Origin of the sequence: Neptunomonas sp. CHC150 (genome assembly GCF_030397555.1) — a bacterium.
In the GTDB taxonomy this organism is placed as follows: domain Bacteria; phylum Pseudomonadota; class Gammaproteobacteria; order Pseudomonadales; family Balneatricaceae; genus Neptunomonas; species Neptunomonas phycophila.
On record NZ_JAPNXU010000006.1, the window covers coordinates 178,532 to 204,860 of the forward strand.

The following is a 26,329-nucleotide window of genomic DNA, read 5'->3' on the forward strand; positions in this document are numbered from 1 at the left end:
TGTCAGTTGTTTAAATAGAGTACAATGGAAGCCTTGCTCAACGGTTAAGCTTCACTGAAAGTGCGCTGGGCTTCTCTTACCTTTAGGTACTTTATGTCCTCTCCACGTGTTAAGTATCAAACAATCGAGTTTGATAACACGGATATTCACGTGCGCTCTCTACGTGATAACCAAGAATTTTCCGATGATGATGGCATTGCCGAAGCATTAGGTATTTCGTCAGCTTCTTGGCCTTTATTCGGCGTTTTGTGGGATTCGGGTTTAGTCTTGGCGCATCAAATTAATACTCGTGAGTTCGCTGGTAAACGTATTTTAGAAGTCGGCTGTGGGTTAGCTTTAGCGAGCCTGCTGCTTAATCATAGAAAAGCCGACATCACAGTCACAGATTATCATCCCGAGGTGGGTGCTTTTTTGGATGTGAATACTGAACTTAACGGCGACCCTAACATACCATTTTACCGTGTTGGTTGGGCTGACGCCGCTAATGATATGGGTAAGTTTGATATTATCATTGGTAGCGATCTGCTGTATGAAGCTGAGCATATTGAGTTGTTAGCTGCATTTCTAAATCAGCATGCTAGTGAGCAATGCGAAATCATTCTTATTGATCCCGGTAGGGGGAATCACGCTAAGTTTAGTAAGCGAATGACGCACTTAGGCTGGGTGCATACTCAGGCTCGTCCTATCGAGTGTGACTACACGGTAAAGCCATTTAAAGGGCAAGTTCTTAATTATCAGCGATAGCGATATAGGCAGTGTGCAGTTTACTCGCCGCTATACCTTGGTTACTATCGACAGCCTTTTTATGGCCGTGCTGCCATTGGAAAAAGTAACTTTTGATGGAAGCTCTATATATGCCCGAACCTCGCGTTAGTATTGGCCTTGTTAACCCCAAAAGCCCAACCAATGTTGGGGCTGTGTTGCGGGCGTCTGGTTGCTTCCAAGCGGAGGCTGTTTTTTACACGGGCGAGCGATACGATAGAGCCGAGCGTTTCCATACCGATACTCAAAACAGAGCTCAAGCGATACCCTTGCAGCGAGTAGCGAATCTTATCGAAGCTGTCCCCCCGACCACTAAGGTGGTTTGTGTTGATTTGGTGGATGGTGCTGTGCCATTAACTCTGTTTGAGCATCCGGCTGAGGCGCTTTATATTTTTGGCCCTGAGGATGGAACGATTAGCCAGGACATTATTGATCGTGCTGATGATGTCGTTTACATCCCTGCTAATGGATGTCTGAATTTGGCCGCAACGGTCAATGTGGTCTTGTATGATCGCATGAGTAAAACGGAACATGATTTGGCTAATAATGATCAAATTCTAGCTATTCGGGACAGGAATAATCGTGTACGAGTAAAGTCGTGATTCAAGGGGATCGTATGCAGGTTGATATTTCGTTAACGGACGTTATTGCAACGGATGAAGTTATTGCTTTGTATCAAGCGAATGCTTGGTCGGCGGCTGATAAGCCTGAGTCGTTAATGGCCGCCTTACGCAATTCTCACTCATTAGTAACAGCCAGAATATCAGGGCGTTTGGTTGGGTTGGGTAATGCGATATCAGATGGGCATTTAGTGGTGTATTACCCACATTTTCTGGTTCATCCCAGTGAGCAAGGCAAAGGTGTCGGTAGGCTTATGATGGCAGCCTTACAAGACGTTTATGCTAATTTTCATCAGCAAATGCTAACGGCTGATGGTGACGCTGTTCGGTTTTATGAATCATTAGGGTTTGAGCGGGCGGGTAAAACGGAGCCTATGTGGGTATACGCAGGAAACGATCACTAACCTAATTGATCTGAAGAAAACCAATTTTGTATGCCTTGTGGAGATTTTCTGATCGTTAATCTTCATTAATACGGGTAAACACTCAATTCTCACTTATAGTTATTAGTAAGCTTCACCGGTTGTGATAGGCTCTTTTGAGGAACTATTACAAGGAATGTGACATGTTTGGGGCTTACCGTGCTTTTTTGGCGATGGCCGTTGTTATACAACATCTGTTGTTGGTGCCCGTTATTGGGCAATATGCGGTACATGGCTTTTTTATTTTAAGTGGCTATCTAATGACCTATGTGATGCAGCACACATATGGTTATTCTTGGGTGGGCTACAAGCGTTTTGGTGTTAATCGTTTTTTACGTTTATACCCTGCTTATTGGGCTATTTTGTCGCTGTCGTTGGTGATTATTCTTATATTGGGTGAAGATATTACTCGAAGCTATCGCCGCTTTATTTATCTGCCATCGTCAGCACAAGAGTGGTTTCAAAACATTTCCTTGTTGTATTTCAACGCATTTCCTGGGCAGGTCGAGCCCCGTTTTTCCCCTCCAACGTGGGCGCTAACAATAGAGTTGATTTTCTATGTACTCATAATGTTGGGTATCTCTAAAAATAGACAAATTACATGGATATGGTTTTATACAAGTGCGTTGTATATGGCGCTTACTCATATTCAACAGTGGGGTGATAGTGCTCGTTATTCATCAATATTGGCTGGCAGCTTACCGTTTGCGGTAGGTGCGTTGATTTATCACTATCGCCAACAATTAGAGACTAAGAGCATGTTCCTAGCGTCTAATTATGTAGTACTGGCTTTGCTTTTGGCTTTTATTATCAATGCCTTTTTAGCCGCTAGTATCCGATATGAAAGAGATGAGAGTGTGCTAATGGAGCTGGCTCACCATGTTAGCTTCTACCTTAACTATATGGTTAACGCTTTGCTGGTAGTTATGTTAATTAGAGGTCGATTCCCATTAGTTAACCGGCGAGTTGATGGCTGGTTGGGGGATTTAAGTTACCCTACCTATCTCTTTCATTGGCTGGCAGGGCTGGCTGTGTCGATGATGATTTGGGGCGAGCCGCTTAGAGGAGATTCGTATCAAGGGATCATTACTTTTGTGGGGGCTTGTCTATTGTGTGTTGTGTTATCGGTATTCATTACTTACGTTGTTGATAGGCCGCTGAAGCGCGTTCGTGCAGCCGTAAAAGCGTCAGCCTAGCGTTGTTGTGAATAAAAAAAAGCCCATCTAAACGATGGGCTATAAAACCACTATCAATGATGTGGCAACAGAGCATTACTCTTCAGGCATGGAGAGCAAGGGACAACTTATTTCATGGTTGGCATTGAAAATTCAGCTCCAGCACGTAAGCCGGTTGGCCAGCGAGCGGTTACAGTTTTCATGCGCGTGTAAAAGCGAACGCCATCTGGGCCATGCATATGTAATGGACCAAATAACGAGCGTTTCCAGCCACCAAAGCTGTGGAAGGCCATCGGGACTGGAATTGGCACGTTTACACCGACCATACCAACTTGGATTTCCTCGCAGAACTGACGGGCTGTATCGCCATCACGCGTAAAGATAGCGGTACCGTTGCCGTATTCGTGCTCATTGATCATTTGCACGGCTTCTGCATAGCTTTCGGTGCGGACTACACATAGAACGGGGCCAAAGATTTCTTCTTCGTAAATGCGCATACCGCGTTTTACGTTATCAAATAGGGTAGGGCCTACAAAGTAGCCATTTTCGTTCCCTTTGCACACAAACTCGCGGCCGTCGCGTAATAGGGTTGCGCCTTCTTCGACACCAGAGGTGATGTATTCTTTTACTTTGTCAGCATGGACTTTTGAGATAACAGGACCCATATGTGCTTCTTCTGGTAAGCCTACCCCCGGGCCCACACGCATAGTGTCTATTTCTTCACCGATACGTTTTACTAGGTTGTCTGCCACTTCATCGCCAACGCACACGGCAACAGAGATAGCCATGCAGCGCTCGCCAGCCGAACCGTATGCGGCTCCCATAAGTGAGCCAACCACTTGTTCTGGATCGGCATCTGGCATAACAATCATGTGGTTTTTAGCGCCACCGAGTGCTTGTACGCGCTTGCCGTTGGCTGATGCTGTCGAGTAAATGTATTCGGCAATAGGCGTTGAGCCTACAAAGCTTACGGCTTGTACACGATCATCGGATAAAAGCACATCTACCGATTCTTTATCGCCGTTCACTACGTTGAATACGCCTTCAGGTAGGCCTGCTTCTGTTAGCAATTCAGCCAAGCGCAATGGCACAGAAGGGTCTTTTTCTGATGGCTTCATCACGAAGGTGTTACCGCAAGCAATGGCAACTGGGAACATCCACATAGGCACCATGGCAGGGAAGTTAAACGGTGCGATGCCTGCACAAACGCCAAGAGGCTGCATAAGTGACATGCTGTCCACACCACGGCCCACATTAAGGCTATGCTCTCCTTTTTGAAGGTGTGGTATACCGCAAGCAAACTCAACTACTTCTAAGCCGCGTGTTACTTCACCTTTAGCATCGGAGAAAACCTTACCATGCTCAGCCGTAATCATTTCTGCTAATTCATCGGCGTGCTGCTCTAGTAAAGCCTTAAATTTGAACATAACACGTGCACGATTAAGCGGTGTAACAGCGCGCCATTTAGCAAAGGCTTCTTGTGCAGAGGCGATAGCTGCTCGCGTTTCATCAGCGCTGGACAACACGACTTGTCGGGTTTGTTCTCCCGTTGCGGGGTTGAACACCGGCGCTACTCGGCCGCTATTACTCTCTGTGTGTTGGCCATTGATGTAATTGCCTAGTGTATTCATGGATGTGTTCCTTCTTATTTGGGTAGCGCTGGTTTTTCGCGCAGCACTACTTTCATGATAAGTATCGTTATCTGCATTAATCGACGAGGTTTAATCCGGATTCCGCGCAGAATTTTTTAAGATTGTTAGCACCTAATGTCGCGTAGGTGAGCGGGTGTGCGACGGCAGGGTCTTGTTCGGCCTCAACAACTAACCAGCCTTGATAGTTCGAGGCTTTAAGTCCATTAAAGATGCTTAGATAATCAATAAAACCATCTCCAGGGACAGTAAACACACCGTTTAACATCGCATCAAGGAAACTCAAATCACGGTTCTTGGCATCTTTGAGAACGGCTTCACGTAGGTCCTTACAATGAACATGGACGATGCGATCGGCATGTCTTTTTTGAACGGCGATTGGATCACCACCGGCAAATGTTAAGTGTCCTGTGTCCAGCAGCAGTCCAACGGCGGGGCTGGTGTACTTCATTAAAAGATCCACCTCGGCTTCGGATTCAATAACCGTCCCCATGTGATGGTGGTAGGCAATCTGGACACCTTGAGACAAGGTATATTCGGCAACCCTAGTGAGTTTTTCGCCTAATGCTGCTATCTCTGCTTCACTAATACGTGGGCGATGAGAGAGGGGAGTGCCCTGTTGACCATGAATACAGCCTGTTACCTCGCAATAGACCATTACTTTTGCACCTAAGGTTTTTAATAGATGCAAATGATCTTCGATAGCTTCGATCTCTTCTTCGACGCTACGGGTTAGTAACTCACCGCTAAACCAACCAGAAACAAGATCTAGTTGGTGGCTGTCTAGAATGGGACCAAGCACTTCGGGTTGGCGTGGAAATTTATTACCTAGTTCAAAGCCTGAAAAACCAGCTTGTTTACCTTCACTTAGACAAACTTCTAATGGCGTTTCTGCACCCAGTGTTGGCAGGTCATCATTGGTCCAAGAAAGAGGGTTTATACCGATGCGTACACTCATTATTATTCTCCTGCAGCACTTTTATGGCTTACAAAATTAAGGCTTATAGTTAGATTGTTCGGTTTACATCACAAATTTTGGAGCTGGCGTGCTTTAAAGCTTTCGTAGCGTTTGCGGGCTTCGTTGACATGATCTCTTTGGGATACTTCAGCAACAGCAACATCCCACCAAGTACCACCGTCTTCCCACTGCGGCGTCACATCAGTATCTAGCGTGATTAAATAGCTGATATCCGATGCTTTCGCACGCTCTAAGGCGGCTTCAAGTTCGCTAATATTGTTGACCTTTTCGGAGCGCGCTCCCAGTGCTGCTGCATGGGCTGCGAAGTCAGTTTTAGGGGCGCCGTTTTCTGTGGTTAAGCAATCATCAAGCAAGTTGTTAAAGCCCGGACCGCCGCACGATTGCTGTAGACGATGAATACATCCATAGCCGCGGTTATCAAGTACAACCATAATGATCTTTTGCCCAAGCATGACGGAGGTGGCAATTTCGGAATTGAGCATTAAATAGGAGCCGTCTCCGACCATCACGAATACTTCGGATTGAGGCTTAGCCATTTTTACACCTAAGCCGCCGGCTAATTCATATCCCATGCATGAATAGCCATATTCCATGTGGTAGCCTTTGTCATATCGTGTGCGCCAGAGCTTTTGTAGTTCGCCAGGTAGGCCGCCAGCTGCACAAACGACAATATCGTTTTCGCCAGCAGCACGGTTAACGGCTCCTACGCATTCAGCATCCGTAGGGAGGTTTGTTCCACGGTCTGTAGTCGCGATATCGACTGATTTCTGCCATTGCGCACGCAACTGTTCCGCTTTCTCAATCCACTGGCCATCAGGGGCCCAATCGTCGAGTGCGTCAGTGAGTTGTGCCAATGTCAGTTTTGCATCACCTACTAAAGGTTGAGCTTTGTGCTTGATGGCATCGAATGAAGCGACGTTTAAACAAATAATTTTGGCATCGGGGTTCACTAATGCTCTAGAGCCTGATGTGAAATCCCCTAGGCGAGTCCCCACGGCGATAATCAGATCGGACTCACTGCATAACGCATTGGTAGAAGCGGCACCTGTCACACCGATACTGCCCATGTTTTGCGAGTGATCCCATGGCAAAGCGCCTTTGCCCGCTTGGGTCTCACCCACCGGTAAATGATAAGTGCTCACAAATTGATCAAACTCTTTCAGTGCACCGGAGTAATGCAAGCCGCCCCCAGCAATGACCACTGGCTTTTTCGCCTGCTTGATCATAGTAATGGCGTTTTCTAGCTCTCTGTTGTCAGGTGCTTGACGGCGCAGATGGTGCACTTTTTCGTCAAAAAATGAGGCAGGGTAGTCAAACGCCATTGTCTGAACGTCTTGGGGCATACCCAGTGTCGCTGGGCCACATTCGATGGGGTCTGTGAGTACACGAATAGCTTGTGGCAATGACGTTAACAGTTGTTCCGGTCTTGTTATGCGGTCAAAGAAGCGGCTAACAGGTCGAAAACAATCGTTTGATGTGAGTGTTTGGTCATGGAAGTTTTCCACTTGCTGCAAAACAGGATCAGGCATGCGTGTTGCAAATGTATCGCCCGGTAAAAACAAGACAGGTATACGGTTCACATGCGCAACGGCGGCTGCTGTTACCATATTTACGGAGCCAGGGCCAGCGGATGCTGTGCACATCATCATTTGTTGGCGATTCATGGTTTTAGCATAAGCAATGGCTGAGTGTGCCATTGCCTGTTCGTTGTGCGCACGGTAGGTAGGGAGTTCCTCTTTTACGTGATACAGCGCTTCGCCTAAACCGGCGACATTTCCGTGGCCGAAGATTGCCCAGCATCCCGCAAACATGGGTTTAATTTCGCCTTCGATTTCTACTTTTTGAGCCATTAGATAGCGGATTACCGCTTGTGCCATGGTGAGTTTTATTGTTTTCATATCCTTGCCTTGTTAACCGCGCTGTAAATGATTTGGCTTTAGCTGCATAGACTAGCTAGATTGGCTGTTTCGTAGTTTCCAAGTGGCCACTAACTCAAGGTAGTTTTCGACAATAGCGTTGATGAATTGCTCGTCGTTATATTCGCCACCTAACCACTTTCGGCTAGGCTCGCTGAAGATAGTGCGTCCTATAGCAAAGCCTTTGCAGATATCAAACCCTGCGCTATCCATAAATCCTTTCTTAAGCTCTTCAGCGGGAGCATCGAGCCCTAACATTACAACACCACGACAATGAGGAGCCCTGTTTGCAATTAAATCGCTGATTCGCTGCCAGTTGGCTTTTGATTGAGGTGGTAATTTCCACCAGTCAGGACGGACGTTGAGGTTGTAAAAACGCTGCATGGCGTTGATGTATATATCATCATTAATTTCGCTATCTTTTGGCGGAATTAACTCCAGTAATAACTCGTGGCCGGATGCGCAACAGGCATTGTATAGCTCAATAACTTGGCGTTCTTGCTGTGCGCGCATATCGATTTGGTCAGCGGGGTGATAAAACACCAAACATTTAACAATATGCTCACGAGGCCAGTTTTTTAGCCGTGATCCGATGCTGCGTCCACCTTCTAATTCAATAGGGCGGGAGCTTGGAAACTCGACAGGGCGTCCAATCCACCAATCGCGACCCGTAACATCATTCAATGCGGCTTGTCCGTATGTGTCATCACAAAGGACACCCACTTGGCTTGAGCCAATGCGCTGAGAACCGATTTCCGTAGCTTTGACCAATAAACGTTTTAAATCACTAATACGGGCAGGATCGGCACCGACTTCGCGCGCCATGTCGAATAACTGCTTGCGGTGATCAAACGCTAATATGCATAGGTCTTTCCATTCTATGGCCTTTCGCTGGGTAGTCACGCGGTGCAAATAATTGAGTTCGTTGTCTAAATCGGGGCGCGGAATAGACTCAGCTCTAGCGATATAGGCATCTAACTCTTCTGCGCTAGGAATGGCTGGCGCACAGCCGTGTCGGGAAACGACTAAGGCGCCGCATGCATTGGCGTAGGTACAAGATTGCTGATGCGTTTCGTTGCGTAGCCAGCCACGAAGAAAGCCGCTTAAAAATGCATCTCCGGCCCCAAGTACATTGAGCACGTCCACTCGTACACCGGTGAAGACATCAAAGTCACTTTCACTGCTTGGAATATCGTCATCCAAGACGGTGCAGCCCAATGCGCCTAACTTTAACACTATGGTTGCAGGGGTTAGCGAGCGGATAGTTTTAAGTGCTGTAATCGTATCGGTACTGCCACCTGCTATATGAATTTCTTCTTCAGTTCCGACAATCAAATCAAAATCCGGCAGGATACTTTGAAGGTGTTTGCTGATGCTTTCGTTGGAGACAAAGCGTGTTTCACCATCACCTAGGCTTGTTAAGCCCCAAAGTACCGGCCGGTAATCGATATCCAGAACACACTTTGTACCGTGTGCTTTGGCGTATTCTAGTGCAGTTTTACTGGTGGTTAGTGTCTGTTCCGTAGATAGATGGGTGCCTGTTATTAATAGTGCTTTTGAAGAAGCTATAAACTCAGGCGAGAAATCGCTCGAGTCGACGGCCATGTCGGCACAGTCTTTGCGATAAAAAATGAGTGGGAACGTTTCCTGGTCTTTAATCCCTAGAAGTACAAGGCCAGTTAAGCGCTCTTTATCAGTAATAACATGGCTGGTATCAACGCCAGCACGGGCTAACTCTTCGCGAACAAAGCGCCCCATGTGCTCATCACCTACACGAGTGAGCATGGCGCTTTTTAGACCTAGGCGGGCAGTGCCAAAAGCGATGTTCCCTGATGAGCCACCTAAGTATTTTGCAAAACTATTTACATCTTCAAGTCGGCTCCCAATTTGTTCGCCGTAAATATCCACTGCCGCACGACCGAGGCAGATCAGGTCCAGAGTCTTTTCAGTACTCATAATTATTTTTCTCCTGTAACACATGCGAGCATGTGCTGTACTTCGAGTCCCCTCGGCCTGGGCAAAAACAACCCTGCAACAGTGCCGACATTTCATTTCACAAAAGAATAGAATAAAAATTCTAAAACAGCAATACGATAGAAAATATTTTCTTTAATTTTTCAAAAATAGAATTTTTGTTTCATTAACAAGCGCTGATAAATTTTTTATGTCGGTGCTAGAGAAAATCAAAAGTTCTTTATCTATACTTGAATAAAAATTCAGCTTTTGTTCATTTTGACTGGGTTTAGAAAGTGCGCTACGGATGGTGTCGGATTTTTGTCTGGTAGTCGTAGTGCTGTTTAGTTGTAGTTTTTAACCAAGGATGGCTCTTATGCTCCTCAAAAGGTTTTTCGCAGTCGCGTGCTTTGCGCTATTTTTTTCAGTTCCCTCAATCGCTGCTCAAATAAAATTGGGTGTATCCATACCGTCGTTTGAAGATAGATGGCTTACGATTTTACGCAATGCTATGCAAAATCATGCACAAAATTCTGATATTGAACTGGTTTTTATGAATGCAGAAAACCAAGTGGATATGCAGTTCTCGCATGTAGAGGCATTTATCGCTGACGGGGTAGATGGCTTAATCGTTATTCCTGTAAACACGGATGCCACTGTTCAAATAAGTGATGATGCATCAAAAGCGGTTACCCCTTTGGTTTTCTTAAACCGAATGCCAATTAATGTGGACTCGTTGCCGAGTCTGCAACGGGTCGTTTTACCTGATGAGCAAGAATCAGGTGAGCTGCAAGCTAATCAGGTATGTAAAGTCTTAGGTGGGCAAGGGGCTATTGGGATCATAACGGGTGATATTTCCTCGGCTTCGGCGCTAATGCGCACTAAGGATATCCATGATGTTATTTCTATCCGTCCCTGTAATCAGTTAATCCTAAGAGCAGAGCAAGAGTCTGATTGGACAAGGGAAGGGGGTTATCAAGTAATGAAAGGCTGGCTGGAGTCTGGTATAGAACTAGACGGAGTGGTCGCTAATAATGATGAAATGGCTTTAGGGGCTATTCAGGCGCTAAAAGAGGCACAAGTGCCCATGGAAAGTATCGTGGTAGCTGGGATAGATGCTACACCCGCTGCATTAGCCTCGATGCAAAAAAATGAACTGGATATATCGGTCTATCAGGATGCCAACGCCCAAGCCGCAACAGCGATTCAAGTGGTAATAGATTTGTTGCTTACAAAGATAGATCCCGGTGGTCCTATTGTTACGTGGATTCCGTTTAAGTTGGTAGTACCCAGTAATTTGGGGGAGTTTACCAGCCAATAGAGCGTCGAACTCTTAGCCCGTATCCAATAAACACGCCCTCGCTTTCAAACCTGTTATAGGCAAGGGCGTCTTTGTTCTATTTATTGGTTCAACGGTAGAACGCCGGTTGTTCAGGCATGGTTATCGGTTCTATTTGTTGGCTTTGTTGTGCTTTGACGCACGCATCGCTGGCGATAGAGGCTGCCATTCCATCCCAAGCGGATGGCCCGGTCAGTTTGTTATTAGAGATGCCGTTAATGAACGCTTGTAGCTCTACATCATAGGCCGCTATGAAGCGATCCTTCCAGTCCATTAAAATATCATTAGAGAGTTTGGCCTCTTTGCGCAGTAATAGGCTTTGTGGTTCAGGCAAGTTTGCGACGCCTTCTTCGCCCACCACAGAGCATTGAATGTCGTATCCATATTGGCAGTTTACAAATACTTCGACATCGATTCGGACGCCTTTTTTAGTTTCTAATAAGATGATCTGCGGGTCAGCCAGTGCGCTGTGCGCGTATTTGGTCTTGCGAGGGAATACAACTTGGGCTGAGACAAACTCGTCATTTAATAACCAGCGAAGTACATCTAATTCATGGATCAGCGTGTCATGAATAGCCATTGGGGTGTGGTAAGTGTCCGGTACGCTTGGGTTGCGATGTGCGCAATGAACTATTAATGGTTCGCCAATTAGGCCTGAGTCGATCGCATTTTTTAGCTGTAAGTAACCCGAATCATAAGGGCGCATAAACCCAACTTGCACAAGGCGTTTTTGAGCCTGCATTTCGGCCTCAATTATATTTCGACAACCCTGTGCGCTGGTGGCAAGCGGTTTCTCACAAAACACATATTTACCGGCGTTTATAGCGGCCACAACAAACTCTTCGTGTGTGGGGCCCCATGAGGTAACTAATACTGCATCGACGCCGTCATCATGGATTAAATCATGGCCGCTATTGTGAATGGTAGCGCTCAAGCCCAGTTCATCAACAAGGCTTTGAGCCTGGCTAATATTTACGTCATTAACCGCTACTATTTTTCCGCCGATCAGCGTTTTGGAAATGCGCCGGGCATGGTCAGCACCAATGGCACCTGTGCCTATAACACCAATATTAATTGTCATAAGTGGTTCTCTTTATTTTTATGAGGAAAAAGCCTCGTCGCCGTGGAGGTGTGTCGAGGCAGGTAATTGGTTGTGTGCTCTTATTTCCAGTATTTATCTACGTAGGTTTGTATTTCGTCTCGCATGAAGCGTGATGAGTCTTCTGCGCGTTCTTCCCAGGCAAAAACACAGCTGGATAACACGCCATCAAAACCAATTTCGCTGAGAGTTTTAAAAAAGGTATCCCAATTAATTTCGCCCTCACCCATATCTAAGTGTTGATGGACGCGCGCTGTCGATCCTGGTGGGTTAACAATATATCTAAGTTGGGACGAAGCTTTGTGGTTGAATGTATCCGCAACGCGAGCATGAACTAGCTCACCTTGGGTCATACGAATGGTCTCCGCTAAATCATCGCCATAGTAAAAAGTATGCGGCGCAATATACGAGGCTTTAACCGAGGTGGAGTTGATTGTGCGGATAATATCTATGGCTGGCTCCATTGTCTCAACCCAGTCTTCAGGGTGAGGCTCTATGCTTAAAACCAGACCTTCGCGCTCCAGGATAGGTACTAGCTCATCCATTGAGCGCCAAAAGGCATGTTCACACGCTTCAGCGCTATGAATGCCAAGAGTATCGTTGAGTGATCGTTCTGGTGAGCCGCCGCGGCCAAACTCGGAAATTAGCAAAGGGGAGTCTAGCTCTACCGCTATTTCGATCGTTCGTTTCCAATTGTCTATTGCCATTTTACGCTCGTCTTCAAATGGGCTTGACCAGCGATACATAGGCTGCAATGTTGAAACCGTTAATTCATGATCTTTCAATGCTTTTTTAAAAGCGTTTAAGCGCTCAGGGTACACGCGAGGTCGGGTCCACCATTGTAGAAAATCAGCTCGGGGCGATAGTTCTATATGATCGTATCCCATCTCTTTTGTGGCTTTGCATAACTCACTGAGTGATAAGTGACGATGCATATAAGGGTCAAGTGCGATTTGCATAGTTACCTCTCTTTCTTATTGTTGGTCTGACTAAAGCGTTATCTGTTGAGAGCGTCGTTTAGGTAGTGAATGCTATCGAGGACAGCGGTGGCGGGGTCATTCAGCCCCCAAACCTGTTCAGAAAAAGGCTCGAAAGAGACTGGACCGTTAAAACCAGTTGTATGGAGTTGATGCAACTGCTCAACATTTCCAAGACGGTCTTTAGGACCTACTAGTAATCGATGACTGTCTAGCATGTCATCAAAAGAAATGTCTTGATCTTCAAGCCCTGAGATATGAACCAGCCCTGTATGGTTAGGGAAATAGTCATTCTCGCCAGAGCCTCGATGATGGAAAGTGTCATGCACTAGCTTAAAGCGGCTGCTTTGGCCAATAGCTTCTATGGCCTCAACGGCCTCGCGTTTTGTGCGCAAAGATGAGATAGGAAAGCCAAGGGGTTCAATAAAACCTATCAGGTTGTGGTCTTCTAAAATAGGCGTGATGGCTAGTAGCGCCTCTTTCAACATGTCAAAACGTTGCGGCGTTGCTTGTGTGTAAGATCCGTCATTTAAGGGACACATGACCAGGCCAACAGCGCCGCAGGCTTGTGCAACCTTGGCCATTTCTACTGCTTGGGTAGCCCGATCAGTATTCCAGATGTTAAAAGGGTACAGAGCGTTAATGCTGAGAACGGTAATTCCGAGTGATTTTGCTTGCTCTCCAGCTGCTTTAGCTGTGGCGAAGTCAGTTAGGCTATTGGTGCCGATATCGTTACGAAACTCGACGGTTTCAACACCTAATTGATGTGCGGTTTCAATAAGTTGTTGAATAGTTAATGATGGACAAACCATATGGTTTAAGCCGTAGCGTGGAGATACTGTAGACATAGTTTTTTCCTGCGGTGATGATAACGCCTTGTCGTTTATAAAAAGTGAGGCGTTAATCTGCTTTGTTAGAGTTATTGTGTGGGCCGATAGTAGTTTTCTAAAACGAAACCAGTCAACGAAACCTTTCTTTTTTTGATGAAATCACATCAAAAAACATCATTTTCAGCATATTTAGAATTATTTGATGTTTTTATCGCAATAGAACAAATAAAAAATGGAATATTCTATTTTTCTTGTTGGTGGTATTTTTTTACCAAGATCTTTCTCGATAAATGTACTTATTCATCGGTTTTAGCTGCGATGATCTAAAATAAAGGGGCTTTACCTATTTAGGGGCGGGGGAGTATCTGGTAAGCAGGCTGTCAGACTCTTTGCTGGCCTTCTATTTAACAATTTAGGGTTGACAAAAGCCCCTAATCGGTTCAAATTGGAATGTATGTTCTAACTTATGCTTTTATTGGAATGAATGTATTGGGTTTTGAATATATAAAGAGCCACTGTTGCAGTCACTTGCTTCTAAGGATCTCTTGTAAGCAAGTCATGCTTCTCCGGTTCTAATAATAAAAATATAGGTGCAACCGGGCATCTAAAAGAGGATAAAAATAAGATGAAAAAACTAGCTCTTACTGCATTAGCTACGGCAATTATCTCTACTTCTGTGTCAGCGGCTGATTTAAAAGTCGGTGTATCAATGGCATTGTTTGATGATAATTTTTTAACCGCTCTTCGTAACGGCATTGAAGATGCAGCTGAAAAGCAGAACGTTGATGTTCAGATCGAAGATGGTAAAAATGAAGTCGGCACTCAGCTTAACCAGATTCAAAACTTTATCGCTTCCGGCGTTGACGCCATCATTGTTAACCCCGTTGATACAGACGCTACGGTTTCTATGAGTAGTGATGCAGAAGCCGCTGGTATCCCTTTGATTTATGTAAACCGCCAACCTATTAATATCGATATGTTGCCGGACAACCAAGCATTTGTTGCTTCAAACGAGGTCGACTCAGGCACTTTCCAAACCCAAGAGGTCTGCCGCTTGCTGGGCGGTAAGGGCAAGGTTGTGGTGATGATGGGCGAGCTATCTAACCAAGCAGCTTTGCAACGTACAAAAGATATCCATGATGTGATTGAAACTGAAGAATGTTCCGGCATGGAAATTGTTGCAGAGCAAACGGCTGAGTGGTCCCGTGTAGAAGGTAATGATTTGATGACCAACTGGTTATCAGCGGGCCTTGAGTTTGATGCAGTAATTTCCAATAACGACGAAATGGCAATTGGTGCGATTCAGGCACTTAAAGCATCCGGTCGCTCTATGGATAGCGTTGTTGTTGCAGGTATTGATGCAACACCTGACGCCTTAGCGGCTATGAAAGCCGGTGACTTAGATGTAACGGTTTATCAAAGTGCTGTCGGTCAAGGTTCTGGTGCTTTAGAGGCGGCTGTTAAGCTTGCTCAAGGTGAAGATGTTGATCAGAAAGTTTGGGTTCCATTTGAGCTAGTCACACCAGCTAATCTTGAAGAGTACCTCAACAAGTAAATAACAATAATAAAATGGAGGGATTGCGTTATGACTAGCGCATCAGTAGTGGGATTGGTGTCTGAAAGCAGCGCAATTCCTGCATCATCACAGACTGAATATGTTCTAGAAGTGGTTAATGTCCGAAAAGAATTTCCGGGTGTTGTAGCTTTAGATGATGTTCAGCTGAAAGTTCGTCCAGGCACAGTGCATGCTCTGATGGGTGAAAATGGTGCCGGTAAGTCTACCTTGATGAAAATTATTGCCGGCATTTATCAGCCAGATCAAGGTGAAGTGCGCTTGCATGGTAAGCCACTTAAATTAGAAACCCCTTTAATGGCGCAAGAAGCTGGGATAGCCATGATTCATCAAGAACTTCTTCTTATGAATCAAATGACAGTGGCAGAAAATATATGGATACGTCGTGAGCCAAAAAATTCGTTTGGTTTAGTGGACCACGATGAAATGAACCGCATGACACTTGAGTTGTTTGAGCGGTTGAATATCCAGATTGATCCTGAAGTTGAAATTGGTGAGCTGACTGTTGCAAACCGCCAAATGGTCGAAATTGCAAAAGCAGTGTCTTTTAATTCGGATGTACTCATTATGGACGAGCCGACATCTGCAATTACTGAAACTGAGGTCGCCCATCTTTTTGAGATTATTCGGGGTCTTCGTGAGCGTGGAATAGGGATCGTTTATATCACACACAAAATGAATGAGCTGTTCGAGATTGCTGATGAGTTTTCAGTTTTTCGTGATGGGCAATATATAGCGACTCATTTATCAACTGATGTAACACGTGACGATATTATCAGAATGATGGTTGGTCGAGATGTTACTCAGATGTTTCCTAAAGAAGAAGTCGAAATAGGGGATGTTGTTTTATCCGTAAAAGACTTAACACTAGACGGTGTGTTTTCTGATATTTCGTTTGATGTTCGCGCGGGAGAAATCCTAGGCTTTGCAGGCCTTGTTGGCTCGGGGCGTTCAAACGTGGCAGAGGCGCTTTTTGGTGTTACGCCAGCGGATAGGGGGAGCATTTCCATTTTGGGTGAGAAGGTGAAAATTGCTAATCCTCACGATGCCATCTTGCAAGGAATGGCTTTTCTTACTGAGGACCGCAAAGAAACGGGGTGTTTTCTTCCTTTGGATATACAAGAGAATGTCCAATCAGCCGTGCTTCATGAAAATTTCGTTAATGGTGGTTTTGTTTCCGAAGCGGAGTTGGCTGTTAAAAGTGAGGAAATGTGCAAAAAATTGCGCGTTAAAACACCCAACATGGAAGAGACTATTGAAAACCTTTCTGGTGGTAACCAGCAAAAAGTACTGATTGCGCGCTGGTTGCTGACTCACCCTCGCATACTGATTTTAGATGAGCCTACCCGCGGTATTGATGTGGGCGCTAAAGCTGAAATACATACACTTATTACACAGTTAGCCCATAAAGGGGTAGCCGTAATCATGATCTCATCTGAGCTGCCCGAAGTGCTAGGGATGAGTGATCGGGTGCTCGTTATGCATGATGGACGCATAACAGGCATTGTCGATAGGGAACAGGCTGATCAGGTAACTATTATGAACCTGGCTGCTCAATAATCCGCCTTATAAGAAATATAACGAGGTTAACATGACTACAACAACAAGCAGCCCTTCGATGGCAGGTAACGAGCCGCAAGCACCAAAAGTAACAAAAAAGAAGTTGCCCGCAGAGGTTAGTATCTTTTTGGTTTTGGTGGGTATTTCTGTTCTGTTTGAAGTGCTAGGTTGGTTTTTGGTTGGGCAAAGCTTTTTGGCCAACATGAGCCGTTTACAAATTATTATTCTACAGGTGTCGGTGATCGGGATCATCGCAGTTGGTGTAACACAAGTCATTATCACTGGGGGTATCGATCTATCATCGGGCTCTGTGGTTGCTATGTCGGCGATGATTGCCGCTACTTTCGCTCAAAGTAGTGACTGGCCAAAGATCATTCATCCATCCTTGGTGGACTTGCCGTTTATTGTTCCTATTGTGGTAGGTTTGCTGATCGGTGCGCTTGCAGGCTTTATTAATGGTTGGTTGATCACGAAAACGAAGATTCCACCCTTTATTGCAACCTTGGGTATGATGGTATCGGCACGTGGTGTAGCGCGTTGGTACACAGATGGCAGCCCTGTATCTGGCTTTACCGATAGTTTCGCAATGTTAGGTAATGGTTTAGATCGCTGGATGCCTGTTGTTGTTTTCCTTTTTGTGGCTGCTTTTTTTCATGTTGTTATGCGTTACACCCGCTTTGGTAAGTTTACGTATGCGATTGGCGCTAACCCACAAGCTGCTCGTGTTTCGGGTATTAATATCGATGCGCACCTAATTAAAGTTTATATGATAGCGGGTTTGCTAGCAGGCTTAGCGGCGATGGTTGCCATTGCTCGTATCAAAACCGCACAGGCCGGTATGGGGCTAATGTATGAATTGGATGCGATTGCCGCCGCTGTTATCGGTGGTGTCTCATTGTCTGGTGGGCGTGGACGCATTACCGGTACAGTGATTGGAGCCTTGATATTAGGGGTTATGCTGTCTGGTTTCACGTTCTTACGTATTGATGCTTACTATCAAGATATCATTAAAGGTGCAATTATCGTGGCTGCGGTTGTAGTTGATATGCATCGTCAAAACAAACGTAAGAAAACAACCTGATGTCATCTGGATTTGGCGATGCTTTGCGCGCAATGATAGATACTTAATGAAACAACATATGTAAACCGGCTTTATAGCCGGTTTTTTATTGCGTGTATGTTGGTCATATCAATAAACAAGTGAAGATTGTCGAACCTAAGGGGGGGCTTAACCGCGGTTAGGCGAGTGCGGCGGCTAACAGTTGTTGGGTGTAGGCCTGTTGTGGTTGCTTGAAGATGTTATGGGCACTTCCTTGTTCAATAACTTTGCCTTGCTGCATGACCATAACTTGATGGCTCATGGCACGTACAACAGTAAGGTCGTGGCTAATAAAGATATAGCTGAGGTCGTATTTAGCTTGTAAAGAGCGAAGTAGGTCCACAATTTGAACTTGCACGGTACGGTCTAAAGCTGACGTGGGTTCATCCAGAATAATGATTTCAGGCTTGAGAATTAACGCGCGGGCTATGGCTATACGTTGGCGTTGACCGCCAGAAAACTCATGGGGATATCGACAGTGGACATTATAATCTAGCCCCACTTCCGATAAAGCGTTAGCAATCTTTGATTCACGTTCTTGAGGCGAGCAGATGCCGTGGATATCCAACCCCTCTGCAATACACTCACCTACTGTCATGCGCGGGCTAAGGCTTCCGTACGGGTCTTGGAACACGACTTGTAGATGTCGACGCATAGGCTTAATCTGTTTTTGATTTAAACAGTCAATAGGGCGTTGGTGAAACTTAATAGATCCTTTGCTGCTGATAAGTCTAAGTAGAGCCATTCCTAAGGTTGTTTTCCCCGAGCCAGACTCCCCGACAATACCTAATGTCTCACCTTTGCGAACGTGCAGCGATACGTCATTAACTGCTTTAATGTAACTATTTGTACGCCCAAAAAAGCCGGTTTTAATCGGAAACCATACCCGTAGATTGGTCGTTTCTAATACTGTGGGGGCATCTTCATCGACTGGCGCAGGAGCACCTTTGGGATCAGCGTTGAGTAATGTTTGGGTGTATGTGTTTTCGGGGGAAGAAAACACGCCGTCAACAGGGCCTGTTTCAACCACTTTTCCCTGATACATCACGCACACGTGGTGAGCGTAATGCTTCACTATGTTGAGATCGTGTGTGATTAACAAAATTGCCATACCCAGCTTTTCTTGTAGCTCTTTTAGTAGCTCAAGAATTTGCTTTTGTACGGTGACGTCCAGTGCTGTGGTTGGCTCGTCTGCGATAAGTAGTTCGGGTTCATTGGCTAGCGCCATCGCGATCATGACGCGCTGGCGTTGACCGCCAGATAGCTCATGAGGATAGCTTTTTAGTCGTGATTCTGGGTCACGAATGCCAACCAATGATAATAGTTCAATAATACGCTCTCTAAGCTGCGTGGCATTAAGAGGTTTATGAAGAGTGATACTTTCGCCAATCTGCTTTTCTATTCGATGTAACGGATTCAGCGAGGTCATCGGTTCCTGAAAGATATAGCTAACTTTGCCACCGCGAAGTTGGCGCAATGTAGATTCCGTAGCGCTTAAAATATCAATGCCGTTAAACCGAATACGTCCAGAAGGGTGGGATGCTTTGGGGTAGGCAAGAAGTCTCATGATCGATAAAGCGGTAACAGACTTTCCCGAACCAGATTCTCCAACTAACGCGGTTGTTTTTCCGGGCTCTATCGTAAAACTAACAGACTGGACTGCATCTACGGTTTTCTCGCCTTGAGTAAAGCGAACGCTCAGGTCTTCGACTTCCACTAGAGGCCGTTGGTTGTCAGTTATCTGAGTCATGATAGGGTCTTCCTTGGATCAAACGCGTCTCGGACGGCTTCGCCGATAAATATAAGCAGAGTGAGCATGATCGATAAAACAACAAAGGCGGTTATGCCAAGCCAAGGAGCTTGTAAGTTATCTTTACCTTGAGCGATTAGCTCGCCCAAGGACGCTGAGCCAGGAGGTAGTCCAAAGCCTAGGAAGTCCAGTGCGGTTAATGTCACGATGCCGCTATTAAAAATAAATGGCATGAAAGTTAATGTAGCAACCATGGCGTTAGGTAAAATATGCTTGAACATAATGGTCGAATTGGACGCTCCTAACGCTCTTGCGGCTCTCACGTACTCTAAGTTTCGGCCACGCAAAAACTCTGCACGCACAATATCAACTAAATTCATCCACGAAAAAAGCAGCATAATGCCCAGTAGCCACCAAAAGTTAGGTTCGACCAAACTGGCTAAAATTATTAAGAGGAAAAGTACCGGTAAGCCAGACCAAATTTCGATAAAACGCTGAAAGAATAGATCAACCTTACCACCATAATAGCCCTGAACAGCACCCGCTATTACGCCAATGACAGAGCTGACTATGGTTAGAACCAGTGCGAAAAGTACTGATATCCGAAACCCATATATCACCCGAGCAAGCACATCGCGGCCTTGATCATCTGTACCTAGCCAGTTTTCGCTGGTTGGAGGTGAGGGAGCAGGGACGCTAAGGTCATAATTAATGGTTCGATAGTTATAGCGGATCAATGGCCAGACTATCCATCCCTGGCCTTCTTGTGTGATTAGGTCTTGAATATAGGGGTCTTTGTAATCGGCCGGAGATTCGAAGTCTCCACCGAACTGAGTTTCATAATAATCGTACAAGACAGGGACATAAAGCTCGTCTTTGTATTTCAATAGAAGCGGTTTATCGTTGGCCACAAGTTCTGCACCCAACGCAAATATAAACAGCGCGAGAAAGATCCACAGTGACCAGTAGCCCCGTTTATTGGCCTTGAAATTGGCTAAACGACGTTGGTTGATCGGGCTCATGGTTATGACTCCCGACTTTCAAAATCAATACGTGGATCCACGGCAACATAAGTCAGGTCACTTATTAACTTCATGATTAGACCTATCAGCGTAAAAATATATAAGGTGCCAAAAATGACGGGGTAGTCACGATTGATGACGGCTTCGTAGCCTAACAACCCTAGGCCATCAAGCGAAAAAATAACTTCTATCAGCATAGAGCCGGTAAAAAATATGCCAATCAAAGCGGCAGGCATCCCAGCAATAATAAGCAGCATGGCATTCCTAAAGACATGCCCATAAAGTACTTTATCTTCTGATAAACCTTTGGCTCGTGCCGTTAGGACGTATTGCTTGTTAATTTCGTCTAAAAAAGAGTTTTTAGTCAACATGGTTAGCGTCGCAAAACTGCCAACAACTGAAGCTAAAACAGGTAATGATATATGCCAAAAGTAGTCTGCTATTTTGCCCCCAAATGTTAACTCATCAAAGTTGGGGGATGTTAAGCCTCGCAGCGGAAACCAGTCTAAATAACTGCCACCAGCGAATAGTACGATAAGCAGAATAGCGAAAAGAAAATTGGGGATTGCGTAGCCGATAATAATGACACTGCTGCTCCAGACATCAAATGGCGTACCATCTTTGACCGCTTTGCGTATGCCAAGCGGAACAGAAATCAAATAGGTGATAAGCGTGGTCCATAAGCCTAACGAAAGCGATACAGGCAGTTTCTCGATTATTAAATCGGTGACGGGTTTGTCACTATAGAAGCTTTTACCAAAATCAAAAGTGAGGTAATTGCCCAGCATATGGAAGTAACGTTCCCACGCGGGTTTGTCAAAGCCGTATAGTGCTTCGATCTCTTTGACAAGCCTATCATCAAGTCCTCGTCCGGCGCGGTAGCCACTTTCACCGCCAGAAGCCATATCGCCAGAAGCAGAGCTGCCGGGAATGGCGGAATTAGCCATCCCTTCCATATGGGCGAGCGTTTGTTCTACCGGGCCTCCGGGGGCGGCCTGTATGATGATGAAATTGATCGTCAGTATGCCTATCAACGTTGGAATAATGAGGATCAAGCGCCGTAAAATATAGGCTGTCATTACTTCGTTGGTTCCTTAACCCACCAGGTATCAAAGCCTATGTCATATAACGGTCGAGTTTTTGGCATGCCAAAGAAAGGTTTATAAGCGATGCGGTAACTAGTGCTGTGGAATTGGGGGATCACATAGTAATTCCATTGCAGCACTCTATCTAGTGCACGGGTGCGGTAGACTAGCTCTTGGCGGCTAGGAGCTTCTATGATTTTTTCAATTAACGCATCAATAACTGGGTTTTTAATACCAATAATGTTTCGGCTGCCTTTCATGTCCGCGTTATAAGACCCCCAGAACTCTCGTTGCTCGTTGCCGGGTGATGACGATTGTCCAAATGAACTGACGACCATGTCAAAATCGAAGTCGCGAAGGCGGTTGATGTATTGAGACACGTCAACAATACGGATGTTGGCTTCGATACCCATCTGTTTGAGGTTTTTAAGCATTGGCGCCACAATACGTTCAAATTCTTTTTGCACTAGCAATATTTCAAACGTAAATGCTTGTCCGGTTTCTTTGTTGAGAAGCTTGCCGTTCTTTAACTCCCATCCTGCAGACTTGAGCAAGCGCAGAGCGGTGCGTAACTCTCGACGGTTGTTGCCCGAGCCATCATATACCGGTGCTTTAAATACATCGGTAAAGACTTCGGAAGGTAACTGGTCTTTAAATGGCTCTAGAAGGGCAGTCTCTTGCGGGGTTATGGGCTGTTCTGCTGCCATTTCTGAGTTGGAAAAATAGCTGTTAGTACGAGCATATGCGCTGTAAAAAAGATTTTTATTTGTCCATTCAAAGTCGAATGCATAGCTTAACGCTTTACGTACATCTGGGTTGCTAAAAATATCACGGCGCGTATTGAATACAAATGCCTGCATCCCCGTAGGGCGGCTGTGAGGTATTTCGGCTTTAATAATTTGCCCGTTATCAAACATGGGGCCAACGTAACTAGTTGCCCAGTTTTTAGAGGAGGTTTCTTGGCGAAAATCATATTCGCCGGCTTTGAAGGCCTCTAGAGAAACCGTGGTATCGCGATAATAATCGTAGGTAATGAAGTCGAAATTATAGCGGCCTTTATTGACCGGGATGTCTGCACCCCAGTAATTCGGGTTACGCTTGTAAGTAATAGATCGGCCGGCTTCATAGCTATCTAGCATATACGGGCCAGAACCCACAGGTTTGTCTAATGTAGGCGCATTAAAGTCTTTGTCCTTCCAATAATGTTCCGGCAGTACAGGTAGCTGACCAATAATGAGCGGTAATTCAGCATTTTTAGTGCTCTTAAATTCAAATCGGATCGTATGCTCATCAACGATAACCACGTCTTTTACATCACCGTAGTATATACGATAAACCGGACTACCTTCGGTGGTCAGAGTCTTAAAGGTAAAGGCTACATCGTTTGCAGTAACCGGCTCGCCGTCCGAGAATGTAGCGTTTTTATTGAGTACGAACGTAACGCTGCTGTTATCGTCAGCGACATCGATAGTTTTTGCGATGAGCCCGTATTCAGAAAAAGGCTCATCAGTAGATTGCGAGGTAAGGGTGTCATAAATAAGCCCTAAGCCGTCAGCGGGAGTCCCCTTAATAATAAAGCTATTAAAACTATCAAATGTCCCCAATGCCCATTGCTTCACTGAGCCCCCTTTAGGGGCGTCAGGGTTTGTGTAGTCAAAATGGGTAAAGTCACTTGAGTACTTTAAGTCGCCATGCATGGCGATACCATGGGAAGGAGCGGCAAGAGTAAATGAGGAATAGCAAACCAACCCAGCTACAACAATTAACTTTTTCAATGAATACGACGGCATAAATTCTTTTCCAAACGATCCTTGCAGGGATGAGGTGAATAGTTATATCAGTGGATTCAATGTTTTACCATACCGATATGGAGTAGGAAAAAAAGGAATAGTTCTACTGAGCTTGCTGGAGAGGCTGTCAAAACGACAGAATGGGCAGGGTTAGGAGGCTTTTTCTGTGGTTGGTAGCTTAAGCTGAACAACCACAGAAAAAGTAATAGAGATATGTTTAATCAACAAAGAGGGTTAATTCTTGACCCGCTTTGATGGATGTACCCGAAATTTTATTCCAAGCTAAAATATCATCGATGGAAACGTTATAACGTGAGGCGATAACTGATAGAGAGTCGCCGTTTTGTACTTGGTAACCGATTTTGCGCAGCGCTTCTGCCTCATCTCGTGCTATTGAGGAAGGTAAGCTACCGATACGTAATGAACGCCCAGCGACCAAAGTATCGCGTGTGCCCATATTATTCCATTGCGCAATTGTGCTCGGCTCTACACCGTATTTACGCGCAATAGACCATAACGTGTCACCCGACTTAATTTTGTACTGGGAAATGCTGTTGTCATTAAAGCGCGTTGTTGAAGAGGCGCTAGCAATTTTCTGGGTGGCGGAGCTGGTTTGCGTGTCGTTAATTAATTGAGGAATGATTAGGCTTTTTCCTGCAATCAGTAAATTTGAATTAAGTTCGTTAGCTGATTTTATGTCGGCTACTGAACTTCCAAATTTATCTGCAATAGTACTGAGCGAGTCGCCGCTTTGGATAGTGTAGCTTGCCCACTCTGTGATTTGTCCTGTAGAGGTACCATTGAGGGCCGCGATCATTTGGTTGGCTTTATTGACGGGCACTAGCAATCGGTGGGGGCCAGCAGGGTCTGTATTTAACTCTGAAAAGCCTGGGTTCAATAGCTGCAGTTCAGCTAGTCGCGTGCCAGATAACTTGGCCGCTTGTTTTAAATTCACAGCCCCTTTTGTTTTTACAATATCAAAATACGGCTCATTCTGAATGGCCGGTAACTCCATATTATGTTCATCTGGGTCGCTAACGAAGGATGCTATCGCTAGGATTCGAGGTACATAAAGGCGTGTCTCTTTAGGCAAAGGCAATGACCAATAGTCGGTTGGCTTCCCTTGGTTTTTATTTTTACGAATCGCTTTAGATACGGTGCCGCCGCCAGCGTTATACGCTGCCATTGTTAACAACCAGTCGCCATCAAAACGCTTATTTAGTTTTTCTAGGTAGTTTAGTGCAACCCGTGTAGAGTCGATTAAATCACGGCGGCCATCGTACCAGCGTGTTCGCTTGATACCGAAGTATTTGGCAGTGCTTGGGATGAACTGCCAAATACCAGCGGCATGCCCTTTGGAGTAGGCATCTGCATCAAAGTGGCTTTCTACGGCTGGTAATAAAGCGATCTCGGCTGGCATGCCGCGCTCGAGCACTTCGTTGAGTATGTAATAGTAATAGCGAGATGCATTTTCTGTGATGCGGCGCATGTGCCCAGGGTATTTACGATACCAGTCTATCTGGATTTGTACGGCATCATGTTGAGCTTCGTTGTGAAGAGCTAAATGGCTGCGTGTTATGTCCCAAAGATTATCACTCTCGGGCGGGTGGTAGACGGCATCAACGGGTGGTGTAGCTCTGTCGGGGGGAGAAATTAGAGTGCCTGAGGCGAGCTGATCTATGGTCTGGATAGAGGCCAGCTTTTGACCTGGTGGATTCTCTTGGGCACTTTTAGCCGTTATTGAGGTCTGAGGTGTTTCGAGATCATGATTAAGAACACCAGCGTCAGTCGGTTGTTCAATAGGCTCAAACATCTGACAGCCAGACATAAATCCAGCTATTACTAGCAGAGGAGCGAGTGTACGACTACGCATAATGAGTTAATCCATCAATTTAAACGCGCGATTTTATCAGGGCGCAGGTTAAGGTCAATGTTAGTAGCTATTTTTCCATTCGCGGATCGCCGAAAAAACAGCAACTTCATCCATATTTGAAACTTCCTTGTACGCCTTGGCTGAGGCTACAACGCTGGGTTTGCGCGTCCTCATAAAGGGGTTTATGGCTAACTCTTGCTCTATGCTAGAAGGTAGCGTGGGCTTATTTTGCTCACGAAGTTTTTTGCATTGGTTCAGTGTCTGAGTAATTTTTCCGTTATTGGGTTCAACTGCGTTAGCAAAAGCTAGGTTTGCTAACGAATATTCGTGTGTGCAGTATACTTCTGTTTGGGGGGGGAGTTCACGAAATTTATCCATTGCGGTTAACATTTGAGCAGGCGAGCCTTCGAAAAGTCGGCCGCATCCTGCTAAAAAAAGGGTATCACCGCAAAATAGTTTGGGCGTTTGGGTGCTGTTGGTATAAAAAGCGATATGGTCCAAGGTGTGCCCGGGCACAGCTAATACTTTAAAGCTTTCGTTTAAAATCATCAGCGTGTCCCCATCACTTAGCGTTTGGGTTATACCTTTGTAAGGGGAGTTTTCAGGCCCATAGACAGGTACTTTATAACGTGATTTTAGCTCGTCTACACCGCCAGTATGGTCGTTATGATGATGTGTAATTAAAATGCCGTTAAGTATCAGTGATTCTTTAGTTAGCTCGTCGATAACAACGTTTGCATCACCTGGATCTACAACGACACAGTGTTTCCCATCGTCGTGCTTTAGTAGCCAAATATAGTTATCCGTAAAGGCAGCTAAGGGTTTTACAGTCAACATGTTGGGCTCTCTTTAATTT

Annotated in this window: 21 protein-coding genes; 8 read left to right on the top strand and 13 right to left on the bottom strand. The window is 45.4% G+C overall.

The window, feature by feature from the left end; genetic code table 11:
• Positions 1-93 precede the first annotated feature (93 nt).
• The 4 genes from OW491_RS06885 to OW491_RS06900 all read left to right on the top strand — a co-directional run bounded on the left by OW491_RS06885 (position 94) and on the right by OW491_RS06900 (position 3,000).
• The gene (locus tag OW491_RS06885) at positions 94-744 is read left to right on the top strand and encodes a methyltransferase domain-containing protein (RefSeq protein ID WP_075172474.1); all 651 of its coding nucleotides are present in this window, start codon (positions 94-96) and stop codon (positions 742-744) included.
• A 110-nt stretch (positions 745-854) separates the two neighbouring features.
• A complete protein-coding gene (locus OW491_RS06890; protein WP_178968904.1) occupies positions 855-1,364 on the top strand; it encodes an RNA methyltransferase in 510 nt (169 codons plus the stop codon).
• 14 nt (positions 1,365-1,378) lie between these two features.
• Positions 1,379-1,786, top strand: coding sequence for a GNAT family N-acetyltransferase (locus OW491_RS06895; RefSeq protein ID WP_075172472.1), 408 nt, complete (start codon positions 1,379-1,381; stop codon positions 1,784-1,786).
• A 161-nt stretch (positions 1,787-1,947) separates the two neighbouring features.
• Entirely contained in the window at positions 1,948-3,000 is a 1,053-nt protein-coding gene (locus OW491_RS06900) for an acyltransferase (RefSeq protein WP_290035295.1), read from the top strand.
• Between the two features lie 107 nt (positions 3,001-3,107).
• Here OW491_RS06900 and OW491_RS06905 read toward each other — a convergent pair whose 3' ends face one another.
• The 4 genes from OW491_RS06905 to iolC all read right to left on the bottom strand — a co-directional run bounded on the left by OW491_RS06905 (position 3,108) and on the right by iolC (position 9,479).
• Complete coding sequence (locus tag OW491_RS06905; RefSeq protein ID WP_290035297.1) at positions 3,108-4,610, bottom strand: CoA-acylating methylmalonate-semialdehyde dehydrogenase; 1,503 nt, start codon at positions 4,608-4,610, stop codon at positions 3,108-3,110.
• 76 nt (positions 4,611-4,686) lie between these two features.
• A complete protein-coding gene (iolE, locus tag OW491_RS06910) occupies positions 4,687-5,586 on the bottom strand; it encodes a myo-inosose-2 dehydratase (RefSeq protein ID WP_075179055.1) in 900 nt (299 codons plus the stop codon).
• Positions 5,587-5,654: 68 nt separating this feature from the next.
• Complete coding sequence (gene iolD, locus OW491_RS06915; RefSeq protein ID WP_277252441.1) at positions 5,655-7,505, bottom strand: 3D-(3,5/4)-trihydroxycyclohexane-1,2-dione acylhydrolase (decyclizing); 1,851 nt, start codon at positions 7,503-7,505, stop codon at positions 5,655-5,657.
• Positions 7,506-7,556: 51 nt separating this feature from the next.
• Positions 7,557-9,479, bottom strand: coding sequence for a 5-dehydro-2-deoxygluconokinase (gene iolC, locus OW491_RS06920; protein WP_075172467.1), 1,923 nt, complete (start codon positions 9,477-9,479; stop codon positions 7,557-7,559).
• A 373-nt stretch (positions 9,480-9,852) separates the two neighbouring features.
• On the opposite strand from iolC, the gene OW491_RS06925 reads away from it, so the two are divergent.
• Positions 9,853-10,797, top strand: a complete 945-nt coding sequence (locus OW491_RS06925; protein WP_290035301.1) for a substrate-binding domain-containing protein — start codon at positions 9,853-9,855, stop codon at positions 10,795-10,797.
• 88 nt (positions 10,798-10,885) lie between these two features.
• Here the strand turns inward: OW491_RS06925 and OW491_RS06930 are convergent, their stop codons facing one another.
• From OW491_RS06930 to OW491_RS06940, 3 genes are all read right to left on the bottom strand, one after another.
• Entirely contained in the window at positions 10,886-11,896 is a 1,011-nt protein-coding gene (locus OW491_RS06930) for a Gfo/Idh/MocA family oxidoreductase (RefSeq protein WP_290035302.1), read from the bottom strand.
• A gap of 80 nt (positions 11,897-11,976) precedes the next feature.
• Entirely contained in the window at positions 11,977-12,873 is an 897-nt protein-coding gene (locus tag OW491_RS06935) for a sugar phosphate isomerase/epimerase (RefSeq protein WP_075172464.1), read from the bottom strand.
• 38 nt (positions 12,874-12,911) lie between these two features.
• Positions 12,912-13,739, bottom strand: a complete 828-nt coding sequence (locus OW491_RS06940) for a TIM barrel protein (protein WP_290035303.1) — start codon at positions 13,737-13,739, stop codon at positions 12,912-12,914.
• A 607-nt stretch (positions 13,740-14,346) separates the two neighbouring features.
• Between OW491_RS06940 and OW491_RS06945 the strand changes: the two genes are divergently transcribed.
• Genes OW491_RS06945 through OW491_RS06955 form a run of 3 tightly spaced genes read left to right on the top strand, consistent with a single transcriptional unit; the run spans position 14,347 to position 17,935 of the window.
• Complete coding sequence (locus OW491_RS06945) at positions 14,347-15,276, top strand: sugar ABC transporter substrate-binding protein (RefSeq protein WP_075172462.1); 930 nt, start codon at positions 14,347-14,349, stop codon at positions 15,274-15,276.
• A gap of 30 nt (positions 15,277-15,306) precedes the next feature.
• The gene (locus OW491_RS06950) at positions 15,307-16,854 is read left to right on the top strand and encodes a sugar ABC transporter ATP-binding protein (RefSeq protein WP_290035305.1); all 1,548 of its coding nucleotides are present in this window, start codon (positions 15,307-15,309) and stop codon (positions 16,852-16,854) included.
• A 31-nt stretch (positions 16,855-16,885) separates the two neighbouring features.
• Positions 16,886-17,935, top strand: a complete 1,050-nt coding sequence (locus OW491_RS06955) for an ABC transporter permease (RefSeq protein WP_075179049.1) — start codon at positions 16,886-16,888, stop codon at positions 17,933-17,935.
• A 157-nt stretch (positions 17,936-18,092) separates the two neighbouring features.
• On the opposite strand, the gene OW491_RS06960 is transcribed toward OW491_RS06955, so the two are convergent.
• The 6 genes from OW491_RS06960 to gloB form a co-directional block, all read right to left on the bottom strand.
• Positions 18,093-19,703 carry an ABC transporter ATP-binding protein gene (locus OW491_RS06960; protein ID WP_290035308.1) on the bottom strand — a complete coding sequence of 537 codons (1,611 nt, stop codon included), beginning with the start codon at positions 19,701-19,703 and terminating at the stop codon, positions 18,093-18,095.
• Positions 19,700-20,731: an ABC transporter permease gene (locus OW491_RS06965; RefSeq protein WP_075179047.1), complete on the bottom strand. Its 1,032-nt coding sequence runs from the start codon at positions 20,729-20,731 to the stop codon at positions 19,700-19,702. The genes OW491_RS06960 and OW491_RS06965 overlap by 4 nt, the downstream gene beginning before the upstream one ends.
• Positions 20,728-21,804 (bottom strand): microcin C ABC transporter permease YejB, encoded by a 1,077-nt coding sequence (locus tag OW491_RS06970; RefSeq protein ID WP_178968894.1) that lies wholly within the window; start codon positions 21,802-21,804, stop codon positions 20,728-20,730. The genes OW491_RS06965 and OW491_RS06970 overlap by 4 nt, the downstream gene beginning before the upstream one ends.
• Positions 21,804-23,600: an extracellular solute-binding protein gene (locus OW491_RS06975; RefSeq protein ID WP_290035312.1), complete on the bottom strand. Its 1,797-nt coding sequence runs from the start codon at positions 23,598-23,600 to the stop codon at positions 21,804-21,806. The genes OW491_RS06970 and OW491_RS06975 overlap by 1 nt, the downstream gene beginning before the upstream one ends.
• Before the next feature lie 217 nt (positions 23,601-23,817).
• Positions 23,818-25,473: a LysM peptidoglycan-binding domain-containing protein gene (locus OW491_RS06980; protein ID WP_290035313.1), complete on the bottom strand. Its 1,656-nt coding sequence runs from the start codon at positions 25,471-25,473 to the stop codon at positions 23,818-23,820.
• A gap of 60 nt (positions 25,474-25,533) precedes the next feature.
• Positions 25,534-26,310: a hydroxyacylglutathione hydrolase gene (gloB, locus tag OW491_RS06985; protein WP_215151906.1), complete on the bottom strand. Its 777-nt coding sequence runs from the start codon at positions 26,308-26,310 to the stop codon at positions 25,534-25,536.
• Positions 26,311-26,329: the final 19 nt, after the last annotated feature.

Excerpts from the sequence above, each read along its gene's own strand:
- OW491_RS06885 (WP_075172474.1), top strand. The coding sequence starts at position 94 with ATGTCCTCTCCACGTGTTAAGTATCAAACAATCGAGTTTGATAACACG.
- OW491_RS06890 (WP_178968904.1), top strand. The coding sequence starts at position 855 with ATGCCCGAACCTCGCGTTAGTATTGGCCTTGTTAACCCCAAAAGCCCA.
- OW491_RS06895 (WP_075172472.1), top strand. The coding sequence starts at position 1,379 with ATGCAGGTTGATATTTCGTTAACGGACGTTATTGCAACGGATGAAGTT.
- OW491_RS06900 (WP_290035295.1), top strand. The coding sequence starts at position 1,948 with ATGTTTGGGGCTTACCGTGCTTTTTTGGCGATGGCCGTTGTTATACAA.
- OW491_RS06905 (WP_290035297.1), bottom strand. The coding sequence starts at position 4,610 with ATGAATACACTAGGCAATTACATCAATGGCCAACACACAGAGAGTAAT.
- iolE (WP_075179055.1), bottom strand. The coding sequence starts at position 5,586 with ATGAGTGTACGCATCGGTATAAACCCTCTTTCTTGGACCAATGATGAC.
- iolD (WP_277252441.1), bottom strand. The coding sequence starts at position 7,505 with ATGAAAACAATAAAACTCACCATGGCACAAGCGGTAATCCGCTATCTA.
- iolC (WP_075172467.1), bottom strand. The coding sequence starts at position 9,479 with ATGAGTACTGAAAAGACTCTGGACCTGATCTGCCTCGGTCGTGCGGCA.
- OW491_RS06925 (WP_290035301.1), top strand. The coding sequence starts at position 9,853 with ATGCTCCTCAAAAGGTTTTTCGCAGTCGCGTGCTTTGCGCTATTTTTT.
- OW491_RS06930 (WP_290035302.1), bottom strand. The coding sequence starts at position 11,896 with ATGACAATTAATATTGGTGTTATAGGCACAGGTGCCATTGGTGCTGAC.
- OW491_RS06935 (WP_075172464.1), bottom strand. The coding sequence starts at position 12,873 with ATGCAAATCGCACTTGACCCTTATATGCATCGTCACTTATCACTCAGT.
- OW491_RS06940 (WP_290035303.1), bottom strand. The coding sequence starts at position 13,739 with ATGTCTACAGTATCTCCACGCTACGGCTTAAACCATATGGTTTGTCCA.
- OW491_RS06945 (WP_075172462.1), top strand. The coding sequence starts at position 14,347 with ATGAAAAAACTAGCTCTTACTGCATTAGCTACGGCAATTATCTCTACT.
- OW491_RS06950 (WP_290035305.1), top strand. The coding sequence starts at position 15,307 with ATGACTAGCGCATCAGTAGTGGGATTGGTGTCTGAAAGCAGCGCAATT.
- OW491_RS06955 (WP_075179049.1), top strand. The coding sequence starts at position 16,886 with ATGACTACAACAACAAGCAGCCCTTCGATGGCAGGTAACGAGCCGCAA.
- OW491_RS06960 (WP_290035308.1), bottom strand. The coding sequence starts at position 19,703 with ATGACTCAGATAACTGACAACCAACGGCCTCTAGTGGAAGTCGAAGAC.
- OW491_RS06970 (WP_178968894.1), bottom strand. The coding sequence starts at position 21,804 with ATGACAGCCTATATTTTACGGCGCTTGATCCTCATTATTCCAACGTTG.
- OW491_RS06975 (WP_290035312.1), bottom strand. The coding sequence starts at position 23,600 with ATGCCGTCGTATTCATTGAAAAAGTTAATTGTTGTAGCTGGGTTGGTT.
- OW491_RS06980 (WP_290035313.1), bottom strand. The coding sequence starts at position 25,473 with ATGCGTAGTCGTACACTCGCTCCTCTGCTAGTAATAGCTGGATTTATG.
- gloB (WP_215151906.1), bottom strand. The coding sequence starts at position 26,310 with ATGTTGACTGTAAAACCCTTAGCTGCCTTTACGGATAACTATATTTGG.